At 72.4% G+C, this 23,015-nt stretch carries 24 protein-coding genes; 12 read left to right on the plus strand and 12 right to left on the minus strand.

Annotated elements, in window-relative coordinates; translation table 11 throughout:
* Positions 1-701 precede the first annotated feature (701 nt).
* Both ACFV1J_RS38225 and ACFV1J_RS38230 read left to right on the plus strand, forming a co-directional pair.
* Positions 702-2,921 (plus strand): NADP-dependent isocitrate dehydrogenase, encoded by a 2,220-nt coding sequence (locus tag ACFV1J_RS38225; protein ID WP_385866224.1) that lies wholly within the window; start codon positions 702-704, stop codon positions 2,919-2,921.
* Between the two features lie 285 nt (positions 2,922-3,206).
* Positions 3,207-3,605, plus strand: a complete 399-nt coding sequence (locus ACFV1J_RS38230) for a VOC family protein (RefSeq protein ID WP_385866225.1) — start codon at positions 3,207-3,209, stop codon at positions 3,603-3,605.
* Positions 3,606-3,627: 22 nt separating this feature from the next.
* Here the strand turns inward: ACFV1J_RS38230 and ACFV1J_RS38235 are convergent, their stop codons facing one another.
* The 4 genes from ACFV1J_RS38235 to ACFV1J_RS38250 all read right to left on the minus strand — a co-directional run bounded on the left by ACFV1J_RS38235 (position 3,628) and on the right by ACFV1J_RS38250 (position 6,689).
* The gene (locus ACFV1J_RS38235; protein ID WP_385866227.1) at positions 3,628-4,326 is read right to left on the minus strand and encodes an HAD family hydrolase; all 699 of its coding nucleotides are present in this window, start codon (positions 4,324-4,326) and stop codon (positions 3,628-3,630) included.
* 150 nt (positions 4,327-4,476) lie between these two features.
* Positions 4,477-5,412 (minus strand): M56 family metallopeptidase, encoded by a 936-nt coding sequence (locus tag ACFV1J_RS38240; RefSeq protein ID WP_385866229.1) that lies wholly within the window; start codon positions 5,410-5,412, stop codon positions 4,477-4,479.
* A gap of 161 nt (positions 5,413-5,573) precedes the next feature.
* The gene (locus tag ACFV1J_RS38245; RefSeq protein ID WP_385866231.1) at positions 5,574-6,182 is read right to left on the minus strand and encodes a DUF5134 domain-containing protein; all 609 of its coding nucleotides are present in this window, start codon (positions 6,180-6,182) and stop codon (positions 5,574-5,576) included.
* 120 nt (positions 6,183-6,302) lie between these two features.
* A complete protein-coding gene (locus ACFV1J_RS38250) occupies positions 6,303-6,689 on the minus strand; it encodes a VOC family protein (RefSeq protein WP_385866233.1) in 387 nt (128 codons plus the stop codon).
* Positions 6,690-6,809: 120 nt separating this feature from the next.
* Here ACFV1J_RS38250 and ACFV1J_RS38255 point away from each other — a divergent pair, with 120 nt between their 5' ends.
* Entirely contained in the window at positions 6,810-7,343 is a 534-nt protein-coding gene (locus tag ACFV1J_RS38255; RefSeq protein ID WP_385866235.1) for a GNAT family N-acetyltransferase, read from the plus strand.
* 20 nt (positions 7,344-7,363) lie between these two features.
* Here ACFV1J_RS38255 and ACFV1J_RS38260 read toward each other — a convergent pair whose 3' ends face one another.
* The 4 genes from ACFV1J_RS38260 to ACFV1J_RS38275 all read right to left on the minus strand — a co-directional run bounded on the left by ACFV1J_RS38260 (position 7,364) and on the right by ACFV1J_RS38275 (position 10,751).
* Positions 7,364-8,173, minus strand: a complete 810-nt coding sequence (locus ACFV1J_RS38260; protein WP_385866237.1) for an amino acid ABC transporter ATP-binding protein — start codon at positions 8,171-8,173, stop codon at positions 7,364-7,366.
* On the minus strand, positions 8,170-9,075 hold the full coding sequence (locus tag ACFV1J_RS38265; RefSeq protein WP_385866239.1) for an amino acid ABC transporter permease: 906 nt from the start codon (positions 9,073-9,075) through the stop codon (positions 8,170-8,172). Before ACFV1J_RS38265 ends, ACFV1J_RS38260 begins: the two co-directional genes overlap by 4 nt.
* On the minus strand, positions 9,072-9,953 hold the full coding sequence (locus tag ACFV1J_RS38270) for an ABC transporter substrate-binding protein (RefSeq protein ID WP_385866242.1): 882 nt from the start codon (positions 9,951-9,953) through the stop codon (positions 9,072-9,074). Before ACFV1J_RS38270 ends, ACFV1J_RS38265 begins: the two co-directional genes overlap by 4 nt.
* A 114-nt stretch (positions 9,954-10,067) precedes the next feature.
* Positions 10,068-10,751, minus strand: coding sequence for a glycerophosphodiester phosphodiesterase family protein (locus tag ACFV1J_RS38275; protein ID WP_030413225.1), 684 nt, complete (start codon positions 10,749-10,751; stop codon positions 10,068-10,070).
* Positions 10,752-11,238: 487 nt separating this feature from the next.
* Between ACFV1J_RS38275 and ACFV1J_RS38280 the strand changes: the two genes are divergently transcribed.
* From ACFV1J_RS38280 to ACFV1J_RS38295, 4 genes are all read left to right on the plus strand, one after another.
* Positions 11,239-12,636: a DUF6421 family protein gene (locus ACFV1J_RS38280; RefSeq protein WP_385866244.1), complete on the plus strand. Its 1,398-nt coding sequence runs from the start codon at positions 11,239-11,241 to the stop codon at positions 12,634-12,636.
* A 59-nt stretch (positions 12,637-12,695) separates the two neighbouring features.
* On the plus strand, positions 12,696-13,457 hold the full coding sequence (locus tag ACFV1J_RS38285; protein WP_385866264.1) for an SDR family NAD(P)-dependent oxidoreductase: 762 nt from the start codon (positions 12,696-12,698) through the stop codon (positions 13,455-13,457).
* Complete coding sequence (locus ACFV1J_RS38290; protein WP_385866245.1) at positions 13,454-14,524, plus strand: threonine aldolase family protein; 1,071 nt, start codon at positions 13,454-13,456, stop codon at positions 14,522-14,524. Before ACFV1J_RS38285 ends, ACFV1J_RS38290 begins: the two co-directional genes overlap by 4 nt.
* Before the next feature lie 224 nt (positions 14,525-14,748).
* Positions 14,749-15,447 (plus strand): B3/4 domain-containing protein, encoded by a 699-nt coding sequence (locus ACFV1J_RS38295; protein ID WP_385866247.1) that lies wholly within the window; start codon positions 14,749-14,751, stop codon positions 15,445-15,447.
* Between the two features lie 40 nt (positions 15,448-15,487).
* On the opposite strand, the gene ACFV1J_RS38300 is transcribed toward ACFV1J_RS38295, so the two are convergent.
* Together ACFV1J_RS38300 and ACFV1J_RS38305 are read right to left on the minus strand one after the other, a co-directional pair.
* Positions 15,488-16,198, minus strand: a complete 711-nt coding sequence (locus tag ACFV1J_RS38300) for a lysophospholipid acyltransferase family protein (RefSeq protein WP_385866250.1) — start codon at positions 16,196-16,198, stop codon at positions 15,488-15,490.
* A 160-nt stretch (positions 16,199-16,358) separates the two neighbouring features.
* A complete protein-coding gene (locus tag ACFV1J_RS38305; protein WP_385866251.1) occupies positions 16,359-16,787 on the minus strand; it encodes a DUF4395 domain-containing protein in 429 nt (142 codons plus the stop codon).
* Between the two features lie 76 nt (positions 16,788-16,863).
* Between ACFV1J_RS38305 and ACFV1J_RS38310 the strand changes: the two genes are divergently transcribed.
* The 4 genes from ACFV1J_RS38310 to ACFV1J_RS38325 all read left to right on the plus strand — a co-directional run bounded on the left by ACFV1J_RS38310 (position 16,864) and on the right by ACFV1J_RS38325 (position 20,037).
* Positions 16,864-17,283 (plus strand): thioredoxin family protein, encoded by a 420-nt coding sequence (locus ACFV1J_RS38310; RefSeq protein ID WP_385866253.1) that lies wholly within the window; start codon positions 16,864-16,866, stop codon positions 17,281-17,283.
* 225 nt (positions 17,284-17,508) lie between these two features.
* Positions 17,509-18,015: a flavin reductase family protein gene (locus ACFV1J_RS38315; RefSeq protein WP_385866254.1), complete on the plus strand. Its 507-nt coding sequence runs from the start codon at positions 17,509-17,511 to the stop codon at positions 18,013-18,015.
* 224 nt (positions 18,016-18,239) lie between these two features.
* Positions 18,240-19,025: an electron transfer flavoprotein subunit beta/FixA family protein gene (locus ACFV1J_RS38320; RefSeq protein ID WP_261952655.1), complete on the plus strand. Its 786-nt coding sequence runs from the start codon at positions 18,240-18,242 to the stop codon at positions 19,023-19,025.
* A 49-nt stretch (positions 19,026-19,074) separates the two neighbouring features.
* Positions 19,075-20,037, plus strand: a complete 963-nt coding sequence (locus ACFV1J_RS38325) for an electron transfer flavoprotein subunit alpha/FixB family protein (RefSeq protein WP_385866256.1) — start codon at positions 19,075-19,077, stop codon at positions 20,035-20,037.
* A 112-nt stretch (positions 20,038-20,149) separates the two neighbouring features.
* Here the strand turns inward: ACFV1J_RS38325 and ACFV1J_RS38330 are convergent, their stop codons facing one another.
* On the minus strand, positions 20,150-20,464 hold the full coding sequence (locus ACFV1J_RS38330) for a putative quinol monooxygenase (protein ID WP_385866258.1): 315 nt from the start codon (positions 20,462-20,464) through the stop codon (positions 20,150-20,152).
* 168 nt (positions 20,465-20,632) lie between these two features.
* On the minus strand, positions 20,633-21,151 hold the full coding sequence (locus ACFV1J_RS38335) for a DinB family protein (RefSeq protein ID WP_385866260.1): 519 nt from the start codon (positions 21,149-21,151) through the stop codon (positions 20,633-20,635).
* Positions 21,152-21,353: 202 nt separating this feature from the next.
* Here ACFV1J_RS38335 and ACFV1J_RS38340 point away from each other — a divergent pair, with 202 nt between their 5' ends.
* A complete protein-coding gene (locus ACFV1J_RS38340) occupies positions 21,354-22,655 on the plus strand; it encodes a DUF6986 family protein (RefSeq protein ID WP_385866262.1) in 1,302 nt (433 codons plus the stop codon).
* Positions 22,656-23,015: the final 360 nt, after the last annotated feature.

The following is a 23,015-nucleotide window of genomic DNA, read 5'->3' on the forward strand; positions in this document are numbered from 1 at the left end:
TCCGGCCCGTCCCCTCCCGTTGGGGGGAAGTTGAGGGCGGTGGGGGTGGGCGTCGGGGGTCCCTTAGGGCGGGGCCGAACAGATCCCGTAGGGGTACGGGATGCCCCTTGCGGGCCACAACTCGGCGGGCCGGGGCGGTATTCCCGACACCACACGAAACGAGACACCGCCGAACGACAACGCCCACCCCCACCGGCCTCTCACCCCCCACTCACGGGAGGGGCTGGACCGGAGGACGAAGTCTGGAGGGCCGGCACCGCACCCAAAAACACCACGCCCGCCGCTGGGGGTACCTCCCACGCCCTTTAGGCAGCGGGGGAGCAACGGCGAGCAAGACCCGCGGCGGGACAGTCAAGTACGTGCGGGGCGCCGCAGAGCGCAACGGCGAGCGAACCCCGCGGCGGGACGGCCAGGTACGTGCGGGGCGCCGCAGAGCGCCATGGCGAGCAAGCCCCGCGGCGGGACAGACGGCTACGTGGGAGGCGCCGCAAAGCGGCAACGGCGAGCGAGCCCCGCGGCGCCGCAGACGGGTACGTGGGGGGCGCCGCGAAGCGCAACGGCGAGCCACCCCCACGGCGGGACAGACGGGTACGTGGGAGGCCGAGCAAAGCGCAGCGGACCCGCGGGGCCCTGTCGAGGGGGAGGCGATCACGAGATATCTTGATGTCGAGCAATGTTGCAGACGTGGAGCGGAGCACCCGGTGACTGACTCGACCATCATCTACACCCACACTGACGAGGCCCCGGCCCTCGCGACGTATTCCTTCCTGCCTGTGGTCCAGGCGTACGCGTCGCAGGCCGGCGTCAACGTGGAGACCCGTGACATCTCCCTGGCCGGTCGCATCATCGCGAGCTTCCCCGAGCGTCTCCAGGAGGGCCAGCGCATCGAGGACGCCCTCGCCGAGCTCGGCCGGCTGGCCAAGACGCCCGAGGCCAACATCATCAAGCTGCCCAACATCTCGGCCTCGATCCCGCAGCTGAAGGCCGCGATCGCCGAGCTGCAGGAGCAGGGCTACGCGCTCCCGGCGTACCCGGACGACCCGAAGACCGACGAGGAGCGCGACATCCGCGCCCGCTACGACAAGGTCAAGGGCAGCGCCGTCAACCCGGTCCTGCGCGAGGGCAACTCCGACCGCCGCGCCCCCGCCTCGGTGAAGAACTACGCCAAGGCCCACCCGCACCGCATGGGTGAGTGGACGGCCGGCTCGAAGACCCACGTCGCCCACATGACCAACGACGACTTCCGCTCCACCGAGAAGTCCGCGGTGGTCGGCGAGGCCGGTGCGCTGCGCATCGAGCTCTCCGGCGACGACGGCTCCACCACCGTCCTGCGCGAGTCGGTACCGGTCCGCGCCGGCGAGGTCGTCGACGCCTCCGTCATGCGGGTCGCCGCACTGCGCGAGTTCCTCACCGCCCAGGTCGCCCGCGCCAAGGCCGACGGCGTGCTGTTCTCCGTGCACCTCAAGGCCACGATGATGAAGGTCTCCGACCCGATCATCTTCGGCCACGTGGTCCGGGCCTTCTTCCCGAAGACCTTCGCCAAGTACGGCGAGACCCTCGCCACCGCCGGCCTGACCCCGAACGACGGCCTCGGTGGCATCTACAAGGGCCTGGAGTCGCTGCCCGAGGGCGCCGAGATCAAGGCGTCCTTCGACGCGGAGCTCGCCGAGGGCCCGGAGCTCGCCATGGTCGACTCCGACCGCGGCATCACCAACCTGCACGTCCCCAGCGACGTCATCGTCGACGCCTCCATGCCGGCCATGATCCGCACCTCCGGCCACATGTGGGGCCCGGACGGCCAGGAGCACGACACCCTCGCGGTCCTCCCGGACAGCAGCTACGCCGGCATCTACCAGGTCGTCCTCGACGACTGCCGCGCGCACGGCGCCTTCGACCCGTCGACCATGGGCTCGGTGCCCAACGTCGGCCTGATGGCGCAGAAGGCCGAGGAGTACGGCAGCCACGACAAGACCTTCGAGATCCCCACCACGGGCACCGTGCGGGTCCTCGACGAGTCCGGCAACGCCGTCCTGGAGCAGGTCGTCAGCGCCGGCGACATCTTCCGGATGTGCCAGACCAAGGACGACCCGATCCGTGACTGGGTCAAGCTCGCCGTCTCCCGGGCCCGGGCGACCGGCGACCCGGCCGTCTTCTGGCTCGACGCCGAGCGCGCCCACGACGCCCAGCTGATCCAGAAGGTCAAGCAGTACCTCCCCGAGCACGACACCGAGGGCCTGCAGATCGAGATCATGGCGCCGGTCCACGCGATCAAGTTCTCCCTCGACCGCATCCGCCGCGGCGAGAACACCATCTCGGTCACCGGCAACGTCCTGCGTGACTACCTGACCGACCTCTTCCCGATCCTGGAGCTGGGCACCAGCGCCAAGATGCTCTCGGTCGTCCCGCTGATGAACGGCGGCGGCCTGTTCGAGACCGGCGCCGGCGGCTCCGCACCCAAGCACGTCCAGCAGCTGGTCAAGGAGAACTACCTGCGCTGGGACAGCCTGGGCGAGTTCCTCGCGCTCGCGGTCAGCTTCGAGCACCTCGCCCAGAAGACGGGCAACGCGCGCGCCCAGGTGCTCGCCGACACCCTCGACCGGGCGACCGGCACCTTCCTCAACGAGAACAAGTCGCCCAGCCGCCGGCTCGGTGGCATCGACAACCGCGGCAGCCACTTCTACCTGGCGCTCTACTGGGCCCAGGAGCTGGCCAAGCAGACCGAGGACGCCCAGCTCGCCGAGGCGTTCCAGGGCCTGGCGGCGACCCTCGCCGAGCAGGAGAAGACCATCGTCGACGAGCTGCTCGCGGTGCAGGGCTCGCCGGCCGACATCGGCGGCTACTACCGGCCCGACCCGGCGAAGGCCGCGGCGGTCATGCGCCCGTCGCAGACCTTCAACCAGGCCATCGCCTCGCTCGGCTGACCCGCCCGCGACAGGCCCCACGGCCCAGCCCCGCCCCGGCCGGCATCCCGCCGGCCGGGGCGGCGCCGTACCGGAACCGATTGGTCCGCGGAACCGGTGGTGGCCGGGGGACGTAACCCGGCGGCGTCGCGGCTCCCGGAGAGGTAGCGTCACCCCGTCGTCACCACTGCTCCTGACCGCGCACACCGGTCAGGGCGACTCGCTCATGTCACTCATGTCACTCATGTCGCTTATGGCGCTCATGGCCTTCATGGCACTCATGACGTCTTACGGGGGAACACGCCGATGGAACTCGCCCAGGTCCGCCTGCTCGTCACGGACTTCCGCGGCTGCTACCGCTTCTACCGGGACGTGCTGGGCCTCACCCCGCAGTTCGAGGCCGAGGACGGCCCGTACGCCAAGTTCAGCTGCGACCAGGGCTCCGCGGGCATCGCCCTCCAGGACCGCGCGCAGCTGACGCAGGTACTCGCCGAGCTCGCCGCGCCCCCGGCCGGCCACCGTTCCCTCATCGCCCTGCGCGTCGACGACCTCGACGGCTACTGTGCCGAGCTCATCGGGCGCGGCGCGGTCCTGGACCACGGACCGGCCCCGATGACCGACCGGATGCGGGTGGCCCACCTCAGGGACCCCGAGGGCAACCTCCTCGAACTCCAGCAGTGGTTGGTCCCGCGCACCGCCGGCTGATCCGGCCCGGCCCGGGCGCCGCTCAGCCCACCAGGTCCAGCACCGGCCGCAGCCCGGCCGGGCGGCGCTCCACCGGCAGATGGTCCACCGGCAGGTAGGCGCAGCCCAGCGCGGTGGCCCCGCCGTCGGCCGTACGGTCGTCGCCCACCATCAGCACGGTCGACGGGTCCAGCCCCAGCTCCCGGCAGGCCACCGCGAACAGCCGCGGATCCGGCTTCTGCAGCCCGTGCTCGAACGACAGCACACAGCTGTCCAGGTAGCGGTCCAGGCCGTGCGCGCGCAGCACCGGCCGCAGGTCCCAGCCGATGTTGCTCAGCACGCCGGTCCGGACGCCGCGCCTACGCAGCTCCGCCAGCACCTCGGCGGCGTCCGGGTAGGGCTGCCAGGCCGCGGCCGTCCGGTGGCGTTCGTAGAGCGCGTCGTACAACTCCTCGGCGGGCAGCGGGACTTGACGGGCCAGTCCGGTGTACAGCGCGCGGTGGTGACGGGCGTCCCGGTCCCGGATCTCCCACAGTCCGGCCAGCCGGTCGGGCAGCGCGACGGGGGAGGAGCCGCCGGGCAGCGCCCCCGCCCGCTCCAGCTCGGCCGCCCGGCGGGCCAGCTCGGTCTCGTCCATGGCGACCCCGGTCGCGGTCAGCGCGGCCCGCAGCCAGGACTCGGCGGGCTCGATCCGCAGCAGCGTCCCGGAGAAGTCGAAGAGCACACCCTTGATCGTGGTCATGGGCCCATCCTGGCCCGGAACGGCGGGCGGGGCGAGGGGCGGGGCGACGGGCGGCACGAACCGCGCGGCTCGTCCCCGGGCGCCCCCGCCTCCCGATTCGGCCCCCCATTACGGCCTTCCGGTACGGCCTCCCGATCCGGCCCCCGCCCCTCAGGTCAGCGCGGTCAGCCCGGGAATGAACGTCACCAGCAGCGGAACCGCCGGCAGCAGGACGGCGCAGGCCGTCATCCGCAGCCGGCGGCCCGGCGTGAAGCGCGGGGCGGGGGCGAGCAGCCGGTCCACCCGCTGCGGGACCTGGGCGAGTTGGGTCGGGCAGGGGCCGAACACTCCGCGGTCCTCGTTGAGTTCGACCAGGGCCAGGGCGATCGTCAGCCGGCCGAAGCGTCGCGAGGCCGCGTCGTCGGCGGCCAGTTCGACCAGCCGGTGCACCTGGTCACGGAACGCCGCGAACACCGGGATCTGCGGAAAACCGGCGGCCAGCGCCGACGCGCAGTAGAGCAGCAGATCGTGCCGGGCCCGCACATGGCCCTGCTCATGGGCGATCAGCGCATCGAGCTGACGGCCCTTCAGTCGTCGCAACGCCGAGGTGGTGATGACCAGTTGGGGCGAGGCGTGGTGCAGCCACCACGCCTCCGGGCGGTCGCCCTCCAGGACGACCAGCCGCTCCCCGGCCGGCTCCTCACCGGGCAGCACCGGGGCGCGCAACCGCAGCCCGTCCCGGCTCCGGCGGCGGCGGGCCCGCGCGTCGCGGACCTCCCGGGTCAGTGCGAGGCCCGTCCAGGCGCCACCGCACGCGAGCAGCAGGGCCAGCACCCCGGCCCAAGGCCCGTGGCCCTGGAGGGCGTACGCCTCGACGACCACCCGGGGCGCCGGGCCGAACACCGGGCTGCGGACGGATTCCCAGGCGGCGGCCGCGCTCAGCGACATCGCGAGGATGCAGCACAGCAGAACACCGGCCACCACGCACTGCCACACCCACAGGGCGAGCACCGGTTCGCGGTCGGGCCAGTCCGAACGGGCCATCAGCCGCGGCGCCATCGCCGCGGCCAGCGCGCCGAGAATCATCAGCGCGAGAGGGACCATCATGGCGTCAGCCTATGAGCGCACGACTACTCGTTGGTACAGGCACGCATCGGAAGTGACGTATGCCACCCCCGTGAGAGGCGTGGCACGGGACGCGGCCGCACCGGCCGGTGACCGCGCCGCCGTGCTCACATCCGCACCGGCCGGTGACCGCGCCGTCGTGCTCACATCGTGAGCAGCATCGCCAGCATGCCGATGCCCATCGCCACCCGGCAGGCGCGCAGTACGTCCGCCGTCCCGGTCCCGCCGGCCCCGGCGGGCGCCCCGCCCACCGCCGGCCCGTCCGCCACCGCACCGGCCGTCGGCACCAGCCGGATCCCCGCGCCGATCACATACACCGTGTAGTAGGCGAGCAGCAGAACCGTGAGCAACGGGACCCCGCCCGGCGCGGAGTGCGTCATCGCGCCCAGGTGGTCCGTCCCGGCCATACCGGACATCGCGCCCGTCGGCCCGGTGGCCCCGGCGGGCCACACCATGGCCAGCGCCATGTAGACCATCGCCAGCGCGCCCACCGCGTGGTGCAGATGCCGGCGTACCAGCGCCGCCCCGGCCGCCGCCCCGAAGACCACGGTGAACAGCCACGGGGACCACGGCGGCGGCGCCACCGCGGACGCCGGTACGGCCATCGCGGCCATCCCCAGCGCCATCACGCCCTCCCCGCGGGCCACCGTCCGCTGCGCCGCCGGGACGCCACCGGCCCGCGCCAGGCAGTACGCCCCGGCGCCCGCACACAACAGGACCAGCAGCCAGCCGACCAACGGTGGTGCGTGCACGAAGCGCCTCCCCTGCGGCCGTCGCCACCCGTACGTCGGCAGCAGGATGCCCGCGGGGCAGGCCGCACACGGGAGCGCACGGGCGCAAAGGGGGAGCGTGGCAGTGAGCGGGAGGTGTCTCTAGGGCCGGTACCGCAGCGGATGGTCCGCCGGGACCTCGGTGAGCACGATGCGGTGCCCGTCCGGGTCGGCGATCCACATCTCGATCAGCCCCCAGGGCTCCTGCACCGGCGGCCGCAGCACCTCCACCCCCCGCGCCACCAGTTTCCGGTGCGCGGCCTCGGCGTCCGCCACCTGGAGCCACAGCCGGAGGGTGTCCGTGGCCGGCTCCGTGGCACGGCCGGAGACCTCCAGGAAGCCGCCGCCGAGGAAGTAGACCGTGCCGCGCTCGGAACCCGTGCCGAACTCCCGGTAGATCTCCAGCCCCAGCGCCTCGCCGTAGAACGCCCGCGACCGCTCCGGATCGGACGGCCGCAACAGCACCCTGCTGCTCAGTACATGCACCATGCCGGCGACCCTACGCGGCCCGCGCGGATGCCCCGGCACGGCACGCGCACCTCTTGTTAGCCTCGGGTCGGCCAGCCGCCCGGCTCCGCCCCGCCCGGCCCCGAGAGGACTCCGCCCGCCATGCCCACCACCGAGCTGATCTTCCGCACCGCCGTCGACGCCGACATACCCGGCCTCGTCGACCTCATCGAGTCGGCGTACCGGGGCGACGCCAGCCGGGCCGGCTGGACCACGGAGGCCGATCTGCTGGAAGGCCGGCGCACCGACCCGGAGGGCGTCGCCGCCGTGGTGCGGCACGAGACCGGGCTGCTGCTGATCGCCGAGCGGGACGGTGCGCTGACCGCCTGCTGCCAGCTCGAACACCGCGGCGACCACGCCTACTTCGGGATGTTCGCGGTGCGCCCCGCGCTCCAGGGCGGCGGCCTCGGCCGGACCATGCTCGCCGAGGCCGAGCGGACCGCCCGGGAGACCTGGGGCGCCCGGGAGATGCGGATGACCGTCATCCGGCAGCGCACGGAACTCATCGAGTGGTACGAGCGCCGCGGCTACCACCGCACCGGCGAGTTCAGCCCGTTCCCGTACGGCGACGAGCGGTTCGGCATCCCGCAGCGCGACGACCTGGAGTTCGCGGTGCTGGCCAAGCCGCTGGACTGACCGCTGCCCGCGGGGCGGCGCTACAGCCGCCCCGCCCGGATGATCCGCTGCAGGAACTGCCGGGTGCGGTCGTGCCGCGGCTCCCCGAAGACCTGCCCGGGCGTGCCGCGCTCCAGCACCACCCCGCCGTCCAGGAAGCACACCTGGTCGGCGACGTCCCGCGCGAAGCCCATCTCGTGGGTGGCGATGACCATCGTCATGCCCTCCTCCTTGAGGTCGCGGACCATCCCGAGCACCTCGCCGACCAGCTCGGGGTCGAGGGCCGCGGTGATCTCGTCGAGCAGCAGCAGCCGGGGCCGCCCGGCCAGCGCCCGGACGATCGCGACCCGCTGCTGCTGGCCGCCGCTGAGCCGGTCGGGATACTCACCGGCCCGCCCGCCGAGCCCCAGCCGGTCCAGCAGCTCCCGGGCCCGCTCCTCCGCCTCGGCGCGCGGCACCCCGTGCACCCGGCGCGGCGCGAGCGTGATGTTGTCCAGCACGGTCATGTGCGGGAAGAGGTTGTACGCCTGGAAGACCACCCCGATCCGGCGCCGCACCGCGTCCGCGTCGGCCCGCGGATCGGTGATCTCCGCACCGTCCAGGAAGATCGCCCCGTCGTCGATCTCCTCCAGCAGGTTCGCGCAGCGCAGCAGCGTCGACTTGCCCGACCCCGAGGCCCCGATCAGCGCGGTCACGGTGTGCGGGGGCACCTCCAGGTCCACGTCCCGCAGCACGACCGTGCCCCGCCCGTAGGTCTTGCGCACCGATTCCAGCCGCAGTACGGGGCCGTCCCCGGCAGCCGCCGCGGTCTCCCCGGCGGCGGGCCGCGGCGTGCGGTCCGTGGTGCTCATACCAGCCCTCCCTGGGCGCGCCGGCGGTCCATCCGGGCCGTGACCCAGTCCGTGAAGCGGGTCATCGGGATCGTCAGCGCGACGAAGACCAGCCCGGCCACGACGTACGGCGTGAAGTTGAAGTCCCTGCCGGCGATGATCTGCGCGGCGTACACCGCGTCCACCGCGCCGGCGATGGACACCAGACCGGTGTCCTTCTGCAGCGAGACCAGGTCGTTCAGCAGTGGCGGCACCACCCGTCGCACCGCCTGCGGCAGCACCACGAACCGCAGCGCCTGCCCGCTGGACAGCCCCAGCGACCGGGCCGCGGCCCGCTGCGAGGGGTGCACCGACTCGATCCCGGCCCGGAAGACCTCGGCCACGTACGCCGAGTACGTCAGCACCAGCGCGGTCCCGCCGAGCACCACCGGATCGGTGGTCACACCCTGGAGCCGCAGCGCCGGCACCCCGAACACCACCATCAACAGACAGATGATCAGCGGCAGTCCGCGGAAGAAGTCGGTGTACGCGGTGGCCAGCGCGCGCAGCGGGAAGAACACCGGGCCGCGCAGCGTACGGGCCACCGCCAGCAGCAGCCCGAGCACCAGCACCGCCGCCCCGCACACCACCAGCAGCCGCAGGTTCAGCAGCAGCCCGTCCAGCACCTCGGGCAGCGCCTTGCGGGCGTACGCGGCGCTGAAGAACGTGTCCCGGGTACGCGGCCAGCCCGGCGAGCCGGTGATCACGACGAACAGCACGACGGCGGTGACCACGGTGCTCAGCGCGGCGACCGCGGTCGCCTGACGGGCCCTGGCCCGCTTGACCCGCTCCCGCTCGATCCGCCGCGCGGACGGCACATAGCCGTCGTCGCGCGGCTCCCCGCTCGCCTCCTGGGTCTTCAACGACCCCTTGCCGTACGTCACTTGAGCACCGGAACGTCAACGGCGTCGGTCAGCCACTTCTTCTCCAGCGCGGCGAGCGTGCCGTTCTTCCGGAGCGCGTCGACCGCGGCCGTCACACACCCGGTGATCCGGCTCTCCTTGTCCAGCACCAGCCCGAACTGCTCCTTCGCGCTGCCGGTGGCCGCGAACTGGCCCACCACCTCGGCCTCCTCGACCTCGGCCGAGGTGATGTAGAACGCCGTCGGCAGGTCGGTGACGATCGCGTCGACCTGGCCGTTCTTCAGGGCCGTCTTCGCGTAGTCGTTCTTCTGGAAGACCGCCGGGGCCTGGTCGGGGCGGAGGGTGTCGTTGACCACGTCCAGGCTGGTGCTGCCGACCTGGGCGCCGAGCTTGACGTGCCGGAGGTCGGCGATGCTCTTGGCGCGCGCGGCCTTGGAGCCCTTGAGCGCGATGACCGCCTGGCGCACGTCGTAGTAGCCGGAGGAGAACGCCACCGCGTGCTTGCGCCGGGCGCTGATGGAGATCTGGTTGATGTCGAAGTCGAACTTCTTCTCACCGGGCGCGAAGGCGTTGGTGAACGGCACGGTCTGCCAGTCCACCGCACCCTTGCCGTAGCCCAGCTGCCGGGCGACGGCATAGGCGACGGCCGATTCGAAGCCCTTGCCGTTGGCCGGGTCGTCGTCCTGGAACCACGGTGCGTAGGCCGGCTTGTCGGTGCCGACGGTGAGCTTCCCGGCCCGCACCGTGGCGAGTTTGCCGCGGTCACAGCTCTGCCTGCCCTGCCCGGTGGCCCGCGGGCCACCGGGCGACCCGTCCTGCGGGGCGCAGCCGACGGCCGCGGTGAGCAGCACGACGGCGGCGCAAGTGGCCAGGCGAAGAGGGTGGTTGACGAGACGCATGGCGGGAGAGTGGCAGTGCGCACCGCCGTCTGTCGAGATCACCGGGGCAAACGTCCGCATGCTGGAAGCCTGTTGCGCCGCTGTGAACCGCGGATTTCCCCGGCCGGCGGACCGTCAGGCGGTGAAGCGCACCGCCCGCCGGATCTCCGGGAGGTCGGTCACCACCCCGTCCAGACCGAGACCGCGGGCCAGCCGGAGCTGGTCGTGGGTGTTGACCGTCCACGCGACGACCTTCAGCTGCGCGGCGTGCGCCCGCTCGACCAGCTCCAGCGTGAGCCGGCGGATGTTCAACGAGAGCATGTACGCGCCGACGGCCTGCGCGCGGTCGACGACATCGGCGCCGTACCGGCTGCCGACCAGCGCGGTGCGCACCCCGGGCAGCAGCGTGCGGATCGCGGCCAGCGCCTCGTCGTGGAACGAGATCACCTCGACCCGGCCGGTCAGATCGCGTGCCCGCATCACCTCGGCCAGCGCCTGCGCGGCCGCCACGTCCTTGATCTCGGCCTGCAGCGGCGCCTTGACGGCGTCCACCACCTCCTCGAACACCGGGATCCGCTCGCCCTGGCCGGCGTCCAGCTCGCGCAGCTCGGCGAGGGTGCGCTCGGCGATCGGCCCGGCCCCGTCGGTGGTCCGGTCCACGTCCGCGTCGTGCATGACGACCAGCGCGCCGTCCTTGCTCAGATGGAGGTCCAGCTCGATGACGTCGACGCCCTCGTGTTCGGCGCGCACGAAGGAGCGCAGGGTGTTCTCCGGCTCGACGCCCATGATCCCGCGGTGCCCGATGGTGAGAAAGGACAAGGCTGCCTCGCTTCTGTCGGCTCGGTAGTGCTGTCGGCTCACTGCCGGTGTCGACCGTCGACCTCGGCAACGGCGTACGAAATGGCGCTCAGCCTAACGGCCGGCAGGCCCCGGAACCGGTTGCCGAACGACCGCGCGGTGTGTCCAGTACCCGTACCCGCCATATCCGCCCCGCAGCCCCGTCACCCACACGTGGACGCGCCCCCGCCCCGCTGACGCACCAGCGGCCGGGCCGCCCCCGGAACCCCTCACTCCGTTCACCGCCGGGGGTGGGGGAGTGTGGCATATGCCACACCGGCCGCAACCGGAGAAAGTGCCAAATCCCTTACCGCTACGGGCAGTAAGTGTCGCGGGATCGGGCTCGGACAGGAAAAATGGGGGTCAGGACGGGGTGCCGGCCGGATAATTTTCGGATCCCCCACTTGAGCGGACGATCCTTGGCTGGTTACCGTGTGCTGACAACACGATCTACCGCCGGAGGGCAGTCATGACGGAAATTCTTTCGCCTGTGGGTGTCCCGGGAGACACTCGGACCGCAGAGCGTGTGGTGGATCATCCCGCGTGGCCCGTGCTCAAGGACGCCGTCGAGACCATCCGGCCCTGGCAGTCCAAGGACGGCTCGATCGACCTCGCGGCCGAGGGCGCGCCCACCGCGGACGCCGTGCGCGCCGAGGTCGAGCGGGCGATAGCGGCCGTCCAGGAGCTCGCCCCGCTGCTCCCGCACGACGCCGCCTACCACCAGGCGCTCGTCACCGACCTGCGCCGCTGGGCCGACGACGGCTTCGGCGTGCCGGACTTCCTGGACTCGCTGCTCGCCTTCCAGCCCGCGCAGGCGCGCGCCGACGGCCTCCAGCACCTGGTGCTGTTCCCCATGTACACCCAGAACGGCAACCCGGACCGCAACTTCGAGGCCGTGGTGCTGCGCATGGTGTGGCCGGAGTGGCTCGCCGAGCTGGAGCGCACCCGCTACGACAACCCCCTCTTCTGCGGCATCACCTTCGAGGACTTCACCGCCGGCTACGACACCAACTCCGCGGTCCTCTTCCCGGAGACCATCGCGGTGCGCGAGGCCCCCGCACGGTTCAGCTGGGGCGGCATCTTCTGCGACCGCGAGGCGGCCCGCTTCCGCCGGGTCACCCAGGCCGCGATCGAGACGCTCGGCCTCGAAGTGCCCGAGGACATCAGCGAGATGCTCACCGACCAGGAGCGCTGCCAGGAGGCGTTCGTCCTGTGGGACATGGTCCACGACCGCACCCACAGCCACGGCGACCTGCCGTTCGACCCCTTCATGATCAAGCAGCGCCAGCCGTTCTGGATGTACGGCCTGGAGGAGCTGCGCTGTGACCTCACCGCCTTCAAGGAGGCCGTGAAGCTGGAGGCCGAGGGCTACTCCCAGGCCCGCGACGTGCAGTTCGCGGTGATCTTCGACCGGATGTTCCGCTTCCCGGTCACCGGCGACCGGGTCCGCAACTACGACGGCCTGGGCGGCCAGCTGCTCTTCGCGTACCTGCACAAGCACGACGTCGTACGCTGGACGGACAACACACTGCACATCGACTGGGAGCGGGCGCCCAAGGTCACCAACGAGCTGTGCGGCGAGATCGAAAAGCTCTACCGCGACGGCATCGACCGGCCCAAGCTGGTCCACTGGTTCGCCGCGTACGACCTCGTCTCGACCTATCTGGCCCCGCACCCGGGCTCGGTCTGGGCCAAGGGGCCGGACGCCCTCGACCTGGACCAGCCGCCGCGCAAGCTCGTGGACGACGTGCTCCCCGACGAGTTCCCGCTGAGCATGTTCTACGAGGCGCTCGCCAAGAAGCTGCGGTCCGTGATCGCCTCGACCAAGGGCATCACCGCCCACAGCGACGCGCTGGCGGCGGCATGAGCAACGACCGCGACAACCGGCCCACGGCCGTCCAGGAGCACGACGAGGAGGCGACGGAGATGGTGACTTCGACGGGCGGTCACGGGCCGCTGGAGGGTGCGGTCATCGCGGTGGCGGGAGCGGCCGGCCCCGCCGGCCGGGCCACGCTGCTGCGACTGGCCGAGGCGGGCGCCGTGGTGGTCGGCTCCGACTCCAACCCCGAACGGCTCGCCGAGGCCGTGGACGCGGCCCGCTACGCCCACGGCGGCGCCACGGTGATCGGGGACACCGTCGACCTCCTGGACCTCGAGCAGACCCGCGAATGGGCGGACCGCACGGAGAAGGAATTCGGCCGGGTCGACGGTCTGGTGCACCTCGTCGGCGGCTGGCGCGGCTCGTCGACGTTCGCCGAGACCGACCTGCGGGACTGGGACGCGCTGCACCGGCTCCTGATCCGCACCGTCCAGCACACCTCGCTCGCCTTCCACGACGCCCTGGAGCGCAGCGGGAACGGCCGCTTCCTCCTGATCAGCGCGGCCGGCGCCAGCAAGCCCACCGCGGGCAACGCCGCCTACGCCGCCTCCAAGGCCGCCGCCGAGGCCTGGACGCTCGCCATGGCCGACGGTTTCCGCAAGTCGGGGGGCGAGCAGGGACCGCGCGCCGCGGCTGCCATCCTGGTCGTCAAGGCGCTCGTCCACGACCAGATGCGCGCCGAGCGACCGAACGCCAAGTTCGCGGGCTTCACGGACGTCAAGGAGCTGGCCGAGGCCATCGCCGGGGTCTGGGACCGGCCCGCCCAGGAAGTGAATGGACAGCGTCTGTGGCTGACCCCCGAGCCGTGACCGGAGCGAAGACCGACGCCCGGCAGCACCACGATCCGCAGATCCGCGGCTTCGCCAGCGACAACTACGCCGGCGCCCACCCCGAGGTACTGGCCGCGCTCGCCCTCGCCAACGGCGGTCACCAGATCGCCTACGGCGAGGACGAGTACACCGAGCACCTCCAGCGGGTGTTCCGCAGCCACTTCGGGCAGCGGGCGCAGGCGTTCCCGGTGTTCAACGGCACCGGGGCCAACGTCGTCGCCCTCCAGGCCGTGACCGACCGCTGGGGCGCGGTGATCGCCGCCGAGACGGCACACATCAACGTCGACGAGTGCGGTGCGCCCGAGCGGGTCGGCGGGCTCAAGCTGCTCACCGTGCCGACCGAGGACGGCAAGCTCACCCCCGAGCTGATCGACCGCCAGGCCTGGGGCTGGGAGGACGAGCACCGCGCCATGCCGCAGGTCGTCTCGATCACCCAGAGCACCGAGCTCGGCACGGTCTACACGCCGGACGAGATCCGGGCGATCTGCGAACACGCGCATGAGCGCGGCATGGTGGTCCATCTGGACGGTTCGCGGATAGCCAACGCCGCGGCGACGCTGGACGTCCCCATGCGGGCCTTCACCAACGCCGTGGGCGTCGACATCCTCTCCTACGGGGGCACGAAGAACGGCGCGGTCTTCGGTGAGGCCGTGGTCGTGCTCAACCCCGACCGGGTGCGCGCGATGAAGCATCTGCGCAAGCTGTCCATGCAGCTGGCCTCCAAGATGCGCTTCGTCTCCGTCCAGTTGGAGGCGCTGCTCGCCAAGGACCTGTGGTTGCGCAACGCCCGGCACGCCAACACCATGGCGCAGCGGCTGGCGGCCGGCGTCCGGCAGATCGACGGGGTGGAGATCCTCTACCCGGTGCAGTCCAACGCGGTCTTCGCCCGGCTGCCGCACGACGTGAGCGAACGCCTCCAGAAGCGCTACCGCTTCTACTTCTGGGACGAGCAGGCCGGTGACGTGCGCTGGATGTGTGCGTTCGACACCACCGAGGGGGACGTCGACGGCTTCCTCGCCGCGCTCCGGGAGGAAATCGCCCGCTGACGCCGGATCCGACGGGCCCGCGCCCGGCCGGAGGTCATGACGTGACCTCCGGCCGGGCGCGGCCCCTTTTCCGGCATCCGCGCGGCGGCTCCGGCTGGTACAGCACAATGAACTCGACAGTACGGTTTGCTTTACCCCGCCCAGTCGTGCTGCAATGCCGCCGGACGGCCCCCGACCGGCCGCGCCACCGGCAACCACCGCCCCCACCTGCGAGGAACGGCCCGATGCCCACATCCCTGTACGTCTCCGACGAGGTACGCGCCCTGGCACCGGGCTTCGCCCACCTCGCCGTCGAGGCCCACGGTCTGACCAACGGGCCCAGCGACGCGTCGAGCGCCGCACTGCTGGACGAGGCCACCCGCCGGCTGGCCGAGCGGCTCGACGGGCGCGCCCCGCAGGACGACCCGCACCTCGCCGCCTGGCGCGCCGCGTACACCGCCTTCGGCGCCAAGCCCTCGCGCACCCGCAACTCCGCCGAGGCACTGGCCCGGCGCGCCCTCGCGGACGGCGGGCTGCCGCGGATCAACCGCCTCGTCGATCTCTACAACGCGATCAGCGTCGCCCACCTCGTCCCCGTCGGCGGCGAGGACCTGGACCGCATCCAGGGCGGGATGCGACTCGTCCGGGCGGCCGGCGACGAACCGTTCGCGACCGCGGCCGGCGGTGCCGAGGTGATCGAGCACCCCGACGCCGGCGAGGTGGTCTGGTGCGACGACGAGGGCGTCACCTGCCGCCGCTGGAACTGGCGCCAGGGCGTGCGCACCCGGCTGACCGAGGACTCCGTCAGCGCCCTGTTCCTGCTGGAACGGATGGCTCCGATGCCCCTCGACGACCTCATGGCCGCGGGCGAGGAACTGGCCGAGGCGCTCCAGAAGAGCTGCCCCGGCGCCCGGGTCGAGATCGGCGGGATCCGGACCGCGTAGCGGCCGGCCGACGACGGCCGGCCGGGCTGCGGGACAGGCGTTACGCGCCGGGCGCCGCCGGGGCCGTGCCGCCGAGGTGGGCCGGGATCCACCAGGTGTCGTCGGGCCCCTTGGGCCGTACGGGATAGGCGCGCTGGGCGGCCTCCAGCAGGTCCTGGACGCGGGCCCGCAGCCGGTCGGTGATCTTCTCGGCCTGCTCGGCCGGATCGGCCGGCACCGGCTCGCCGACCCGGATCGTGATCGGTATGTGGTTCCGCCCCAGGTCCCGCTTGTGGCCCTTGGTCCACAGCCGCTGGGTGCCCCACAGCGCCACCGGCAGCAGCGGAACGCCGGCCTCCTGCGCCAGCCGCGCCGCGCCCGACTTGAACGTCTTCAGGGTGAACGACTCGGAGATGGTCGCCTCCGGGAAGACCCCGATGATCTCGCCCGAACGCAGCGCCGACAGTGCGTGCTTGTAGGCGTGCATGCCCTGCGCACGGTCCACCGGGATGTGCTTCATGGCCCGCATCAGCGGCCCGGACACCTTGTGCCGGAACACCGACTCCTTCGCCATGAACCGCACCAGCCGCTTGGCCGGCCGCGCGGCGAGCCCCGCGAAGACGAAGTCCAGGTAGCCGATGTGGTTGCTGACCAGCACCGCCCCGCCGCGGCGCGGAATGTTCTCCGTCCCGGCGATGTCGAACTTGAGGTCGAGCGCCTTGAACAGCGTGCGCGCGGCACCGATCACGGGCGGGTAGACGAGCTCTGCCATTGTCCGGAGGACCCCTTTTTCCATGCCTGGGGAGGGTTCTCCCGGCGGAAACCTACGCCGTCGTCACTGCGGCTTTCGGGAGATCGTGCCCGATTGCGGCCGCCGCGGCCAGCGCGCCGGCCGCCCCGGACGGGAGATCCTCGTCACGTACCGGACCGGCTCACCCGGCCGCCCGCCGCAGCAGAAGGTACATTTCGCACCCCAGGCAGTACCCGAAAGCGGCATTGAGGAAGGCCGCGGCGAGGGCCGCCGCGGTGGCCGCGAAGGCCAGCCACTGCACCCCGAGAGCGAAGCCGGCCAGCCCCACCAGCGCGAAGAACAGCCCGACGCTCTGGGCGAAGCGCGGCGGGCCCGGGTCCTCGAACGCCGTCGGCGCGGACAGCCGCGGCCGCACCGCCCGCCTGAACAACCAGGCGTAGGGCGACCGCTGGACCCCGGCCACCGCCCCGACGGCGAAGACCAGCGCCTGGCACGCCAGCAGCCATCCGCTCCCGCCGATCAGCACCACCGCCAGCACCACGGCCGTCAGTGCCGCCCCGAACCGCGGACCCCGTACGTCGATCCGGTCGTCGATCCCGTTGCTCGTCATGCCCCCTAGCTTCCCCCGGAACGGCCCGTGCGGAGCGCCGGGAATCTTTGCGGTCCGGTGAACGCTGCACCCCTCGATGACCGGACTCATGGTGTGCCTCGCGGTGCTCGCGGCAGCGAGCCTCTTCGGCGTATGGCACCAACGCCGCAACGGGAGGCTGTCGGTGCGCAAGCGGGACGAAACGGCGCGGCTGGGTGCCGCGGAGATCGGCGCGGCGCTGGGGGAGCGGGCCACCCTGCTGCAATTCTCCAGCGCCTTCTGCCAGCCCTGCCGCGCCACCCGGCGCACCCTCGCCGAGGTCGCCGGCATCGTCGAGGGGGTGGCCCATGTCGAGATCGACGCCGAGGCCCACCTCGACCTCGTACGGGAGCTGAACGTGCTGCGCACCCCTACCGTGCTGGTGCTCGACGCGGACGGCACGATCGTCCGCCGCGCCTCCGGGCAGCCCCGCAAGGCCGACGTCATCGCGGCGCTCGGAGCGGCCGTCCGTGATTGATCTCCCAGATACCGGGCCGCCCTTGACGCTGTGGGTCACGCATCGTCACTCTGACGTGATGCGGCCAGGAACCCTTCTCTACGGACGCGCCCACGTCGACCTTCTGCGGACCGCCAGCGCCCGCTGTCCGGGCGTGTGAGCAACGACGACGTAACCGCCGCAGGGCGCCGTACGGGCGCCGGCGGCCCCGCCCCGGCTCGTCCGCCTCAGCAGAAGGACAACTCCATGACGGTCTCGTCCGACCTCGGCACGCCCCGCACCGCCTCGCCCGACCTCCTGCGCTCCGTCTTCCGCCGGCACGCCGCCGGCGTCGCGGTGATCACCGCCCAGGGCTCCGGCCCGGTGGGCTTCACCGCCACCTCCCTCACCTCCGTGGCCGCCGAGCCGCCGCTGCTGTCGTTCGGCATCGGCACCGGCGCCTCCAGCTGGCCGGCCGTCTCCGTGGCCGGCCACATCGGCGTCCACATACTCGGCGAGCACCAGGCGGACCTGGCCGCCACCTTCGCGCGCAGCGGCGCGGACCGCTTCGGGCCCGGCACCTCCTGGCGCACCGGCCCCGAGGGCGTGCCCCTCCTGGACGGCGTACTGGCGTGGATGGTCTGCAAGGTCGTCGCCCGGGTCCCGGCCGGCGACCACCGCATCGTGCTCGCCCAGCCCGTCGTCGGCGATCCCGCCGGGCCCGGCCGCCCGCTCCTCTACCACCAGGGCCGCTTCAACGCGCTGCGCGACTGACGCACCTGCCGCGGCCCGCTTCCCGCCCGCGCTCCTCACCCGATCAGGGCCGTTGGGAAGGTCACATTTCGACGGCCTTGCTTCGGGGCACGAGAGTGGATGTACTGGCGAGTAATATGGCGGTCGGCGTGGGGAACCGCATCCGACCGGGAGCCGCCCCGAGAGGCGCCTATGCTGCCAGCACGAGGCAGTTCTGAAGAGACCAAGCAGGTAGGAGAGCCGGCGTGAGCTTGAGGATCGTTGTCTGTGTGAAGTACGTGCCCGACGCCACCGGCGACCGGCACTTCGCCGAGGACCTGACCGTCGACCGTGACGACGTGGACGGTCTGCTCTCGGAGCTCGACGAGTACGCCGTCGAGCAGGCCCTGCAGATCAAGGAAGCCGCCGACGACGCGGAGATCACGGTCCTGACCGTCGGCCCCGAGGACGCCAACGACGCGCTGCGCAAGGCCCTGTCCATGGGCGCAGACAAGGCCGTCCACGTCGAGGACGACGACCTGCACGGCACCGACGCGCTCGGCACCTCGCTCGTGCTCGCCAAGGCCATCGAGAAGACCGGCTACGACCTGGTCGTCTGCGGTATGGCCTCCACCGACGGCACGATGGGCGTGCTGCCCGCCCTGCTCGCCGAGCGGCTGAACGTTCCTCAGGTCACCCTGCTCTCCGAGGTGTCCGTCGCCGACGGCAAGGTCACCGGCCGCCGGGACGGCGACACCGCCAGCGAGCAGCTGGAGGCCGCGCTGCCGGCCGTCGTGTCCGTCACCGACCAGTCCGGTGAGGCGCGCTACCCCTCCTTCAAGGGCATCATGGCCGCCAAGAAGAAGCCGGTGGAGTCCCTGGACCTGGACGACCTGGACATCGACGCGGACGAGGTCGGCCTCGAGGGCGCCTGGACCAAGGTCGAGGACGCGGCCGAGCGCCCGGCCCGTACGGCGGGCACCATCGTCAAGGACGAGGGCGAGGGCGGCAAGCAGCTCGCCGAGTTCCTCGCGGGCCAGAAGTTCATCTGAGCCGCAGCCCTTCCCACCGCCCTCATTCTTCCCGCAGGAGAGCTATCCCATGGCTGAAGTCCTTGTCTACGTCGACCACGTGGACGGCGCCGTCCGCAAGCCCACCCTCGAGCTGCTCACCCTGGCCCGCCGCATCGGCGAGCCGGTGGCCGTCCACCTCGGCCCGAACGCCGAGGAGGCCGCGAAGGTCCTCGCCGAGTACGGCGCCGTGAAGGTGCTGGCCGCCGACGCGCCCGAATTCGCCGAGTACCTGGTCGCCCCCAAGGTCGACGCGCTGCAGGCCGCCTACGACGCGGTCTCCCCGGCCGCCGTGCTGCTGCCGTCCTCCGCGGAGGCCAAGGAGATCGGTGCCCGCCTCGCGGTGCGCATCGGCTCCGGCATCATCACCGACGCCGTCGACCTGGAGGCCGGCGACGAGGGCCCGGTGGCCACGCAGTCCGTCTTCGCGGCCTCGTACACCACCAAGTCCCGCGTCTCCAAGGGCACCCCGGTCATCACCGTCAAGCCGAACTCCGCCGCCCCGGAGGCCGCGCCGGCCGCCGGTACGGTCGAGCCGCTCGCGGTGACCATCGCCGACTCCTCCAAGGGCACCAAGATCGTCTCGCGCACCCCGCGCGAGTCGACCGGCCGCCCGGAGCTGACCGAGGCCGCGATCGTGGTCTCCGGCGGCCGCGGCGTCAACGGCGCCGAGAACTTCCCGGTCATCGAGGCGCTCGCCGACTCGCTCGGCGCGGCCGTCGGTGCCTCGCGCGCCGCGGTGGACGCCGGCTGGTACCCGCACACCAACCAGGTCGGCCAGACCGGTAAGTCCGTCTCGCCGCAGCTCTACATCGCGGCGGGCATCTCCGGCGCGATCCAGCACCGTGCCGGTATGCAGACCTCGAAGACCATCGTCGCCATCAACAAGGACGCCGAGGCGCCGATCTTCGACCTGGTCGACTACGGCGTGGTCGGCGACCTCTTCGACGTCGTCCCGGCCCTCACCGAAGAGGTCAAGTCCCGCAAGGGCTGAGCCTCCCGGGCGCCTTTTGGGCGCCGCCTCCGGCAGAACCGCACGAGGCCCCGTACGCGCGGTGCGTACGGGGCCTCGTGCGTGCCCGGGGCCCCCAACGGGGGCCCACCTCTCAGGTGTTGGGCAGCCGGTCCTTGCCCAGCTCCCCGGACGGCACCGGCTCGACGACGGCGACGTCCACCGGTGCGGCCAGCGCCTCGGCGATCTCCGCGCCCAGGGCCTCCAGCGCCGGGCCGGCCGAGTGGGCGTCGAGGGCCGCCTGGTCGGCCCAGTTCTCGATGACGGTGACCCGGTCGTCGCCGGCGTGCACCGCGTAGAGCAGACAGCCCGGTTCGGCGTGCACGGCCGGGGTGTGCCGCCGGAACGCGGCGAGGACGTCCGCGCGGCGGCCGGGCTTGGTGCGGATGGTGGCGACGACGACGGGCACGGGGCCTCCTGGGGTGCTACGGACGGATGCGATCACCGGTGGGTGACTTTTCGGTGGGTGACTTTTCGGTGGGTGGTCTCCCGGTGGGGGGCTCCCGGAGAGCGATCTCCCGGACAGCGATCTCCCGGTGGGTGAACTTCCGGGGTGATCTTGGAGAGCCTATTCCGCTCAGTCGCCCGTCACCCCGTCGATCCGCTCGCGCAGCAGATCCGCGTGGCCGTTGTGGCGCGCGTACTCCTCGATCAGGTGGACGTAGACCCAGCGCAGATTGAGCCGGACGCCGCGCGGGGACGTGAAGGTCTCGTCCAGGCCGTGGTCGGCCACCGCCTTGTCGCAGGCCTCGGTCTCGGCGCGGAAGGCGGCGACATCGGCCTCCGCGGCGGCCGGGTCGGCGTCGTCGAAATCGGCGTCCGGATTCTCCTCGGTGATGTGCACGTCGGGGATCTGCTCGCCGAGGAAGCGCTGGCGGAACCAGCTGCGTTCGACGTCGGTCAGATGGCGCACCAGACCGAGCAGGGTCAGGGTGGACGGCGGATTGGCCGCCTCGGCGAGCTGCTCGCCGGTGAGCCCGGTGCACTTGGTGAGGAGGGTGTCGCGATGGAAGTCGAGCCAGCCCTGCAGCATCTCCCGCTCGCCGGCCACGGTCGGGAAGTCTCTGCGCTGGATGGAGGGTGCGGTCCACGTCATGGCGCGAGTCTGGCGGCGATGCGCGGCGGGCGCCACGGGGTTTCGCCGACCGCTGCGGGCGGCCGTGACCTGCACCGCCTCCCGCGGCAGGGTGTTGACCTCGGCAATCTCCACCGTTAACTTCGCTCTACGGATTGTTGATTCCGTCAAGCGGAAAACGCCGAGGCGATGGCCTCGGGCGTAAGCACCGGGAGGGTAACGAATGGGGCAGCAGGAGACCGTGGCGACGAGCCTCGCGGACACCGTACGCGAGGGGATCGGCGCCGCACTCGCCCAGGTGGACGCGGATCTGGCCCGGCGCTACCCCGGTGACCCCGGCACCCGCCAACCGGTGCACACGGTCTACGTCCCCGGTGACGTCTTCGCCGCCGACACCCTGCGCTCCTGGGGTGACCAGGCACTCGCCGCCCTCGACGCGCACGCCCCCGACGCCGCCGCCCTCGCCGCCGTACTGGACATCCCGGACGAGCTCGCCACCGACGTCCACGACCGCGTCCGCGCCAAGCTGATCCGCGAGCCCGTCGAGGACCTGCGGATCGACTTCGAGGACGGCTACGGCCCGCGCCCGGACGCCGAGGAGGACGAGGCCGCGGCCCGCGCCGCGGCCCTGGTCGCGGCAGCCCATCAGGACGGCACCGCCGCCCCGTACATGGGCATCAGGATGAAGTGCATGGAGGCCGCCGTCCGCGACCGCGGCATCCGCACCCTCGACATCTTCCTCACCGGCCTGATGGCGGCCGGCGGACTGCCCGACGGCCTGGTGCTCACGCTCCCCAAGGTGACCTACGCCGAGCAGGTCACCGCCATGGTGCGGCTGCTGGAGGCGTTCGAGAAGGCGCACGGCCTGGAGAGCGGCCGGATCGGCTTCGAGATCCAGATCGAGACCACCCAGGCGATCCTGGGCGCCGACGGCCGGGCCACCGTCGCCCGGATGATCGAGGCCGCCGAGGGCCGGGCCACCTCCCTCCACTACGGCACCTTCGACTACAGCGCCTCCTGTGGTGTCAGCGCCGCCCACCAGTCCCTCGACCACCCGGTGGCCGACCACGCCAAGGCCGTGATGCAGGTCGCCGCCGCGGGCACCGGGGTGCGGCTGTCCGACGGCTCGACGAACGTCCTGCCCGTCGGCCCGACCGACCGGGTGCACGACGCCTGGCGGCTCCACCACGGCCTGGTACGCCGCTCGCTGGCCCGCGCGTACTACCAGGGCTGGGACATGCACCCGGCCCATCTCCCGACCCGTTACGCGGCCGTCTACGCCTTCTACCGCGAGGGCCTCGAACCGGCCGCGGCCCGGCTCGCGGCATACGTGGCCAAGGCGGGCGGCGACGTCATGGACGAACCCGCCACCGCCAAGGCCCTCAGCGGCTACCTCCTCCGCGGCCTCGACTGCGGCGCCGTCGACCCCGCCGAGGTCGCCCGCCTCACGGGCCTGACCCGCGCCGACCTGGACGCCCTGGCGGGGCGCGCGGGGGAGGCGGGGGAGGCAGGGGAGGCGGGCTGATCGTCCCAGCCTGAAGCCACCCGCAGACCGCGAGCCCGGCCCTCGCCTGCGAACTCGCGCCTGCGAACCCGCGCCGCGCCTGTGAACCCGCCCGTCCTTGCGAACCCGCCCGTGCCTGCGAACTCCACTCGCGAGCCCCCCGCCCGCGACCCCCCACACCCCGCCCCCCATCACGCGAGCCCACCCCTCGCCCGCGAACCCGCCCCGCGCCTGCAAGCCCCCCGGCCTGCGCCCCCCGTTCGCGAGCCCACCCCCGCCCGCGAACCCCCGCACCCCCCATCGCGCGAACCCACCCCCCACCCCCGAACCCACCCCCCACCCCCGACCCCACCCCCCGCCCCCTCCCCGAAGGGGGAGGGG

The organism is Streptomyces sp. NPDC059649 (assembly GCF_042734445.1).
Taxonomy (GTDB): Bacteria; Actinomycetota; Actinomycetes; order Streptomycetales; family Streptomycetaceae; genus Streptomyces.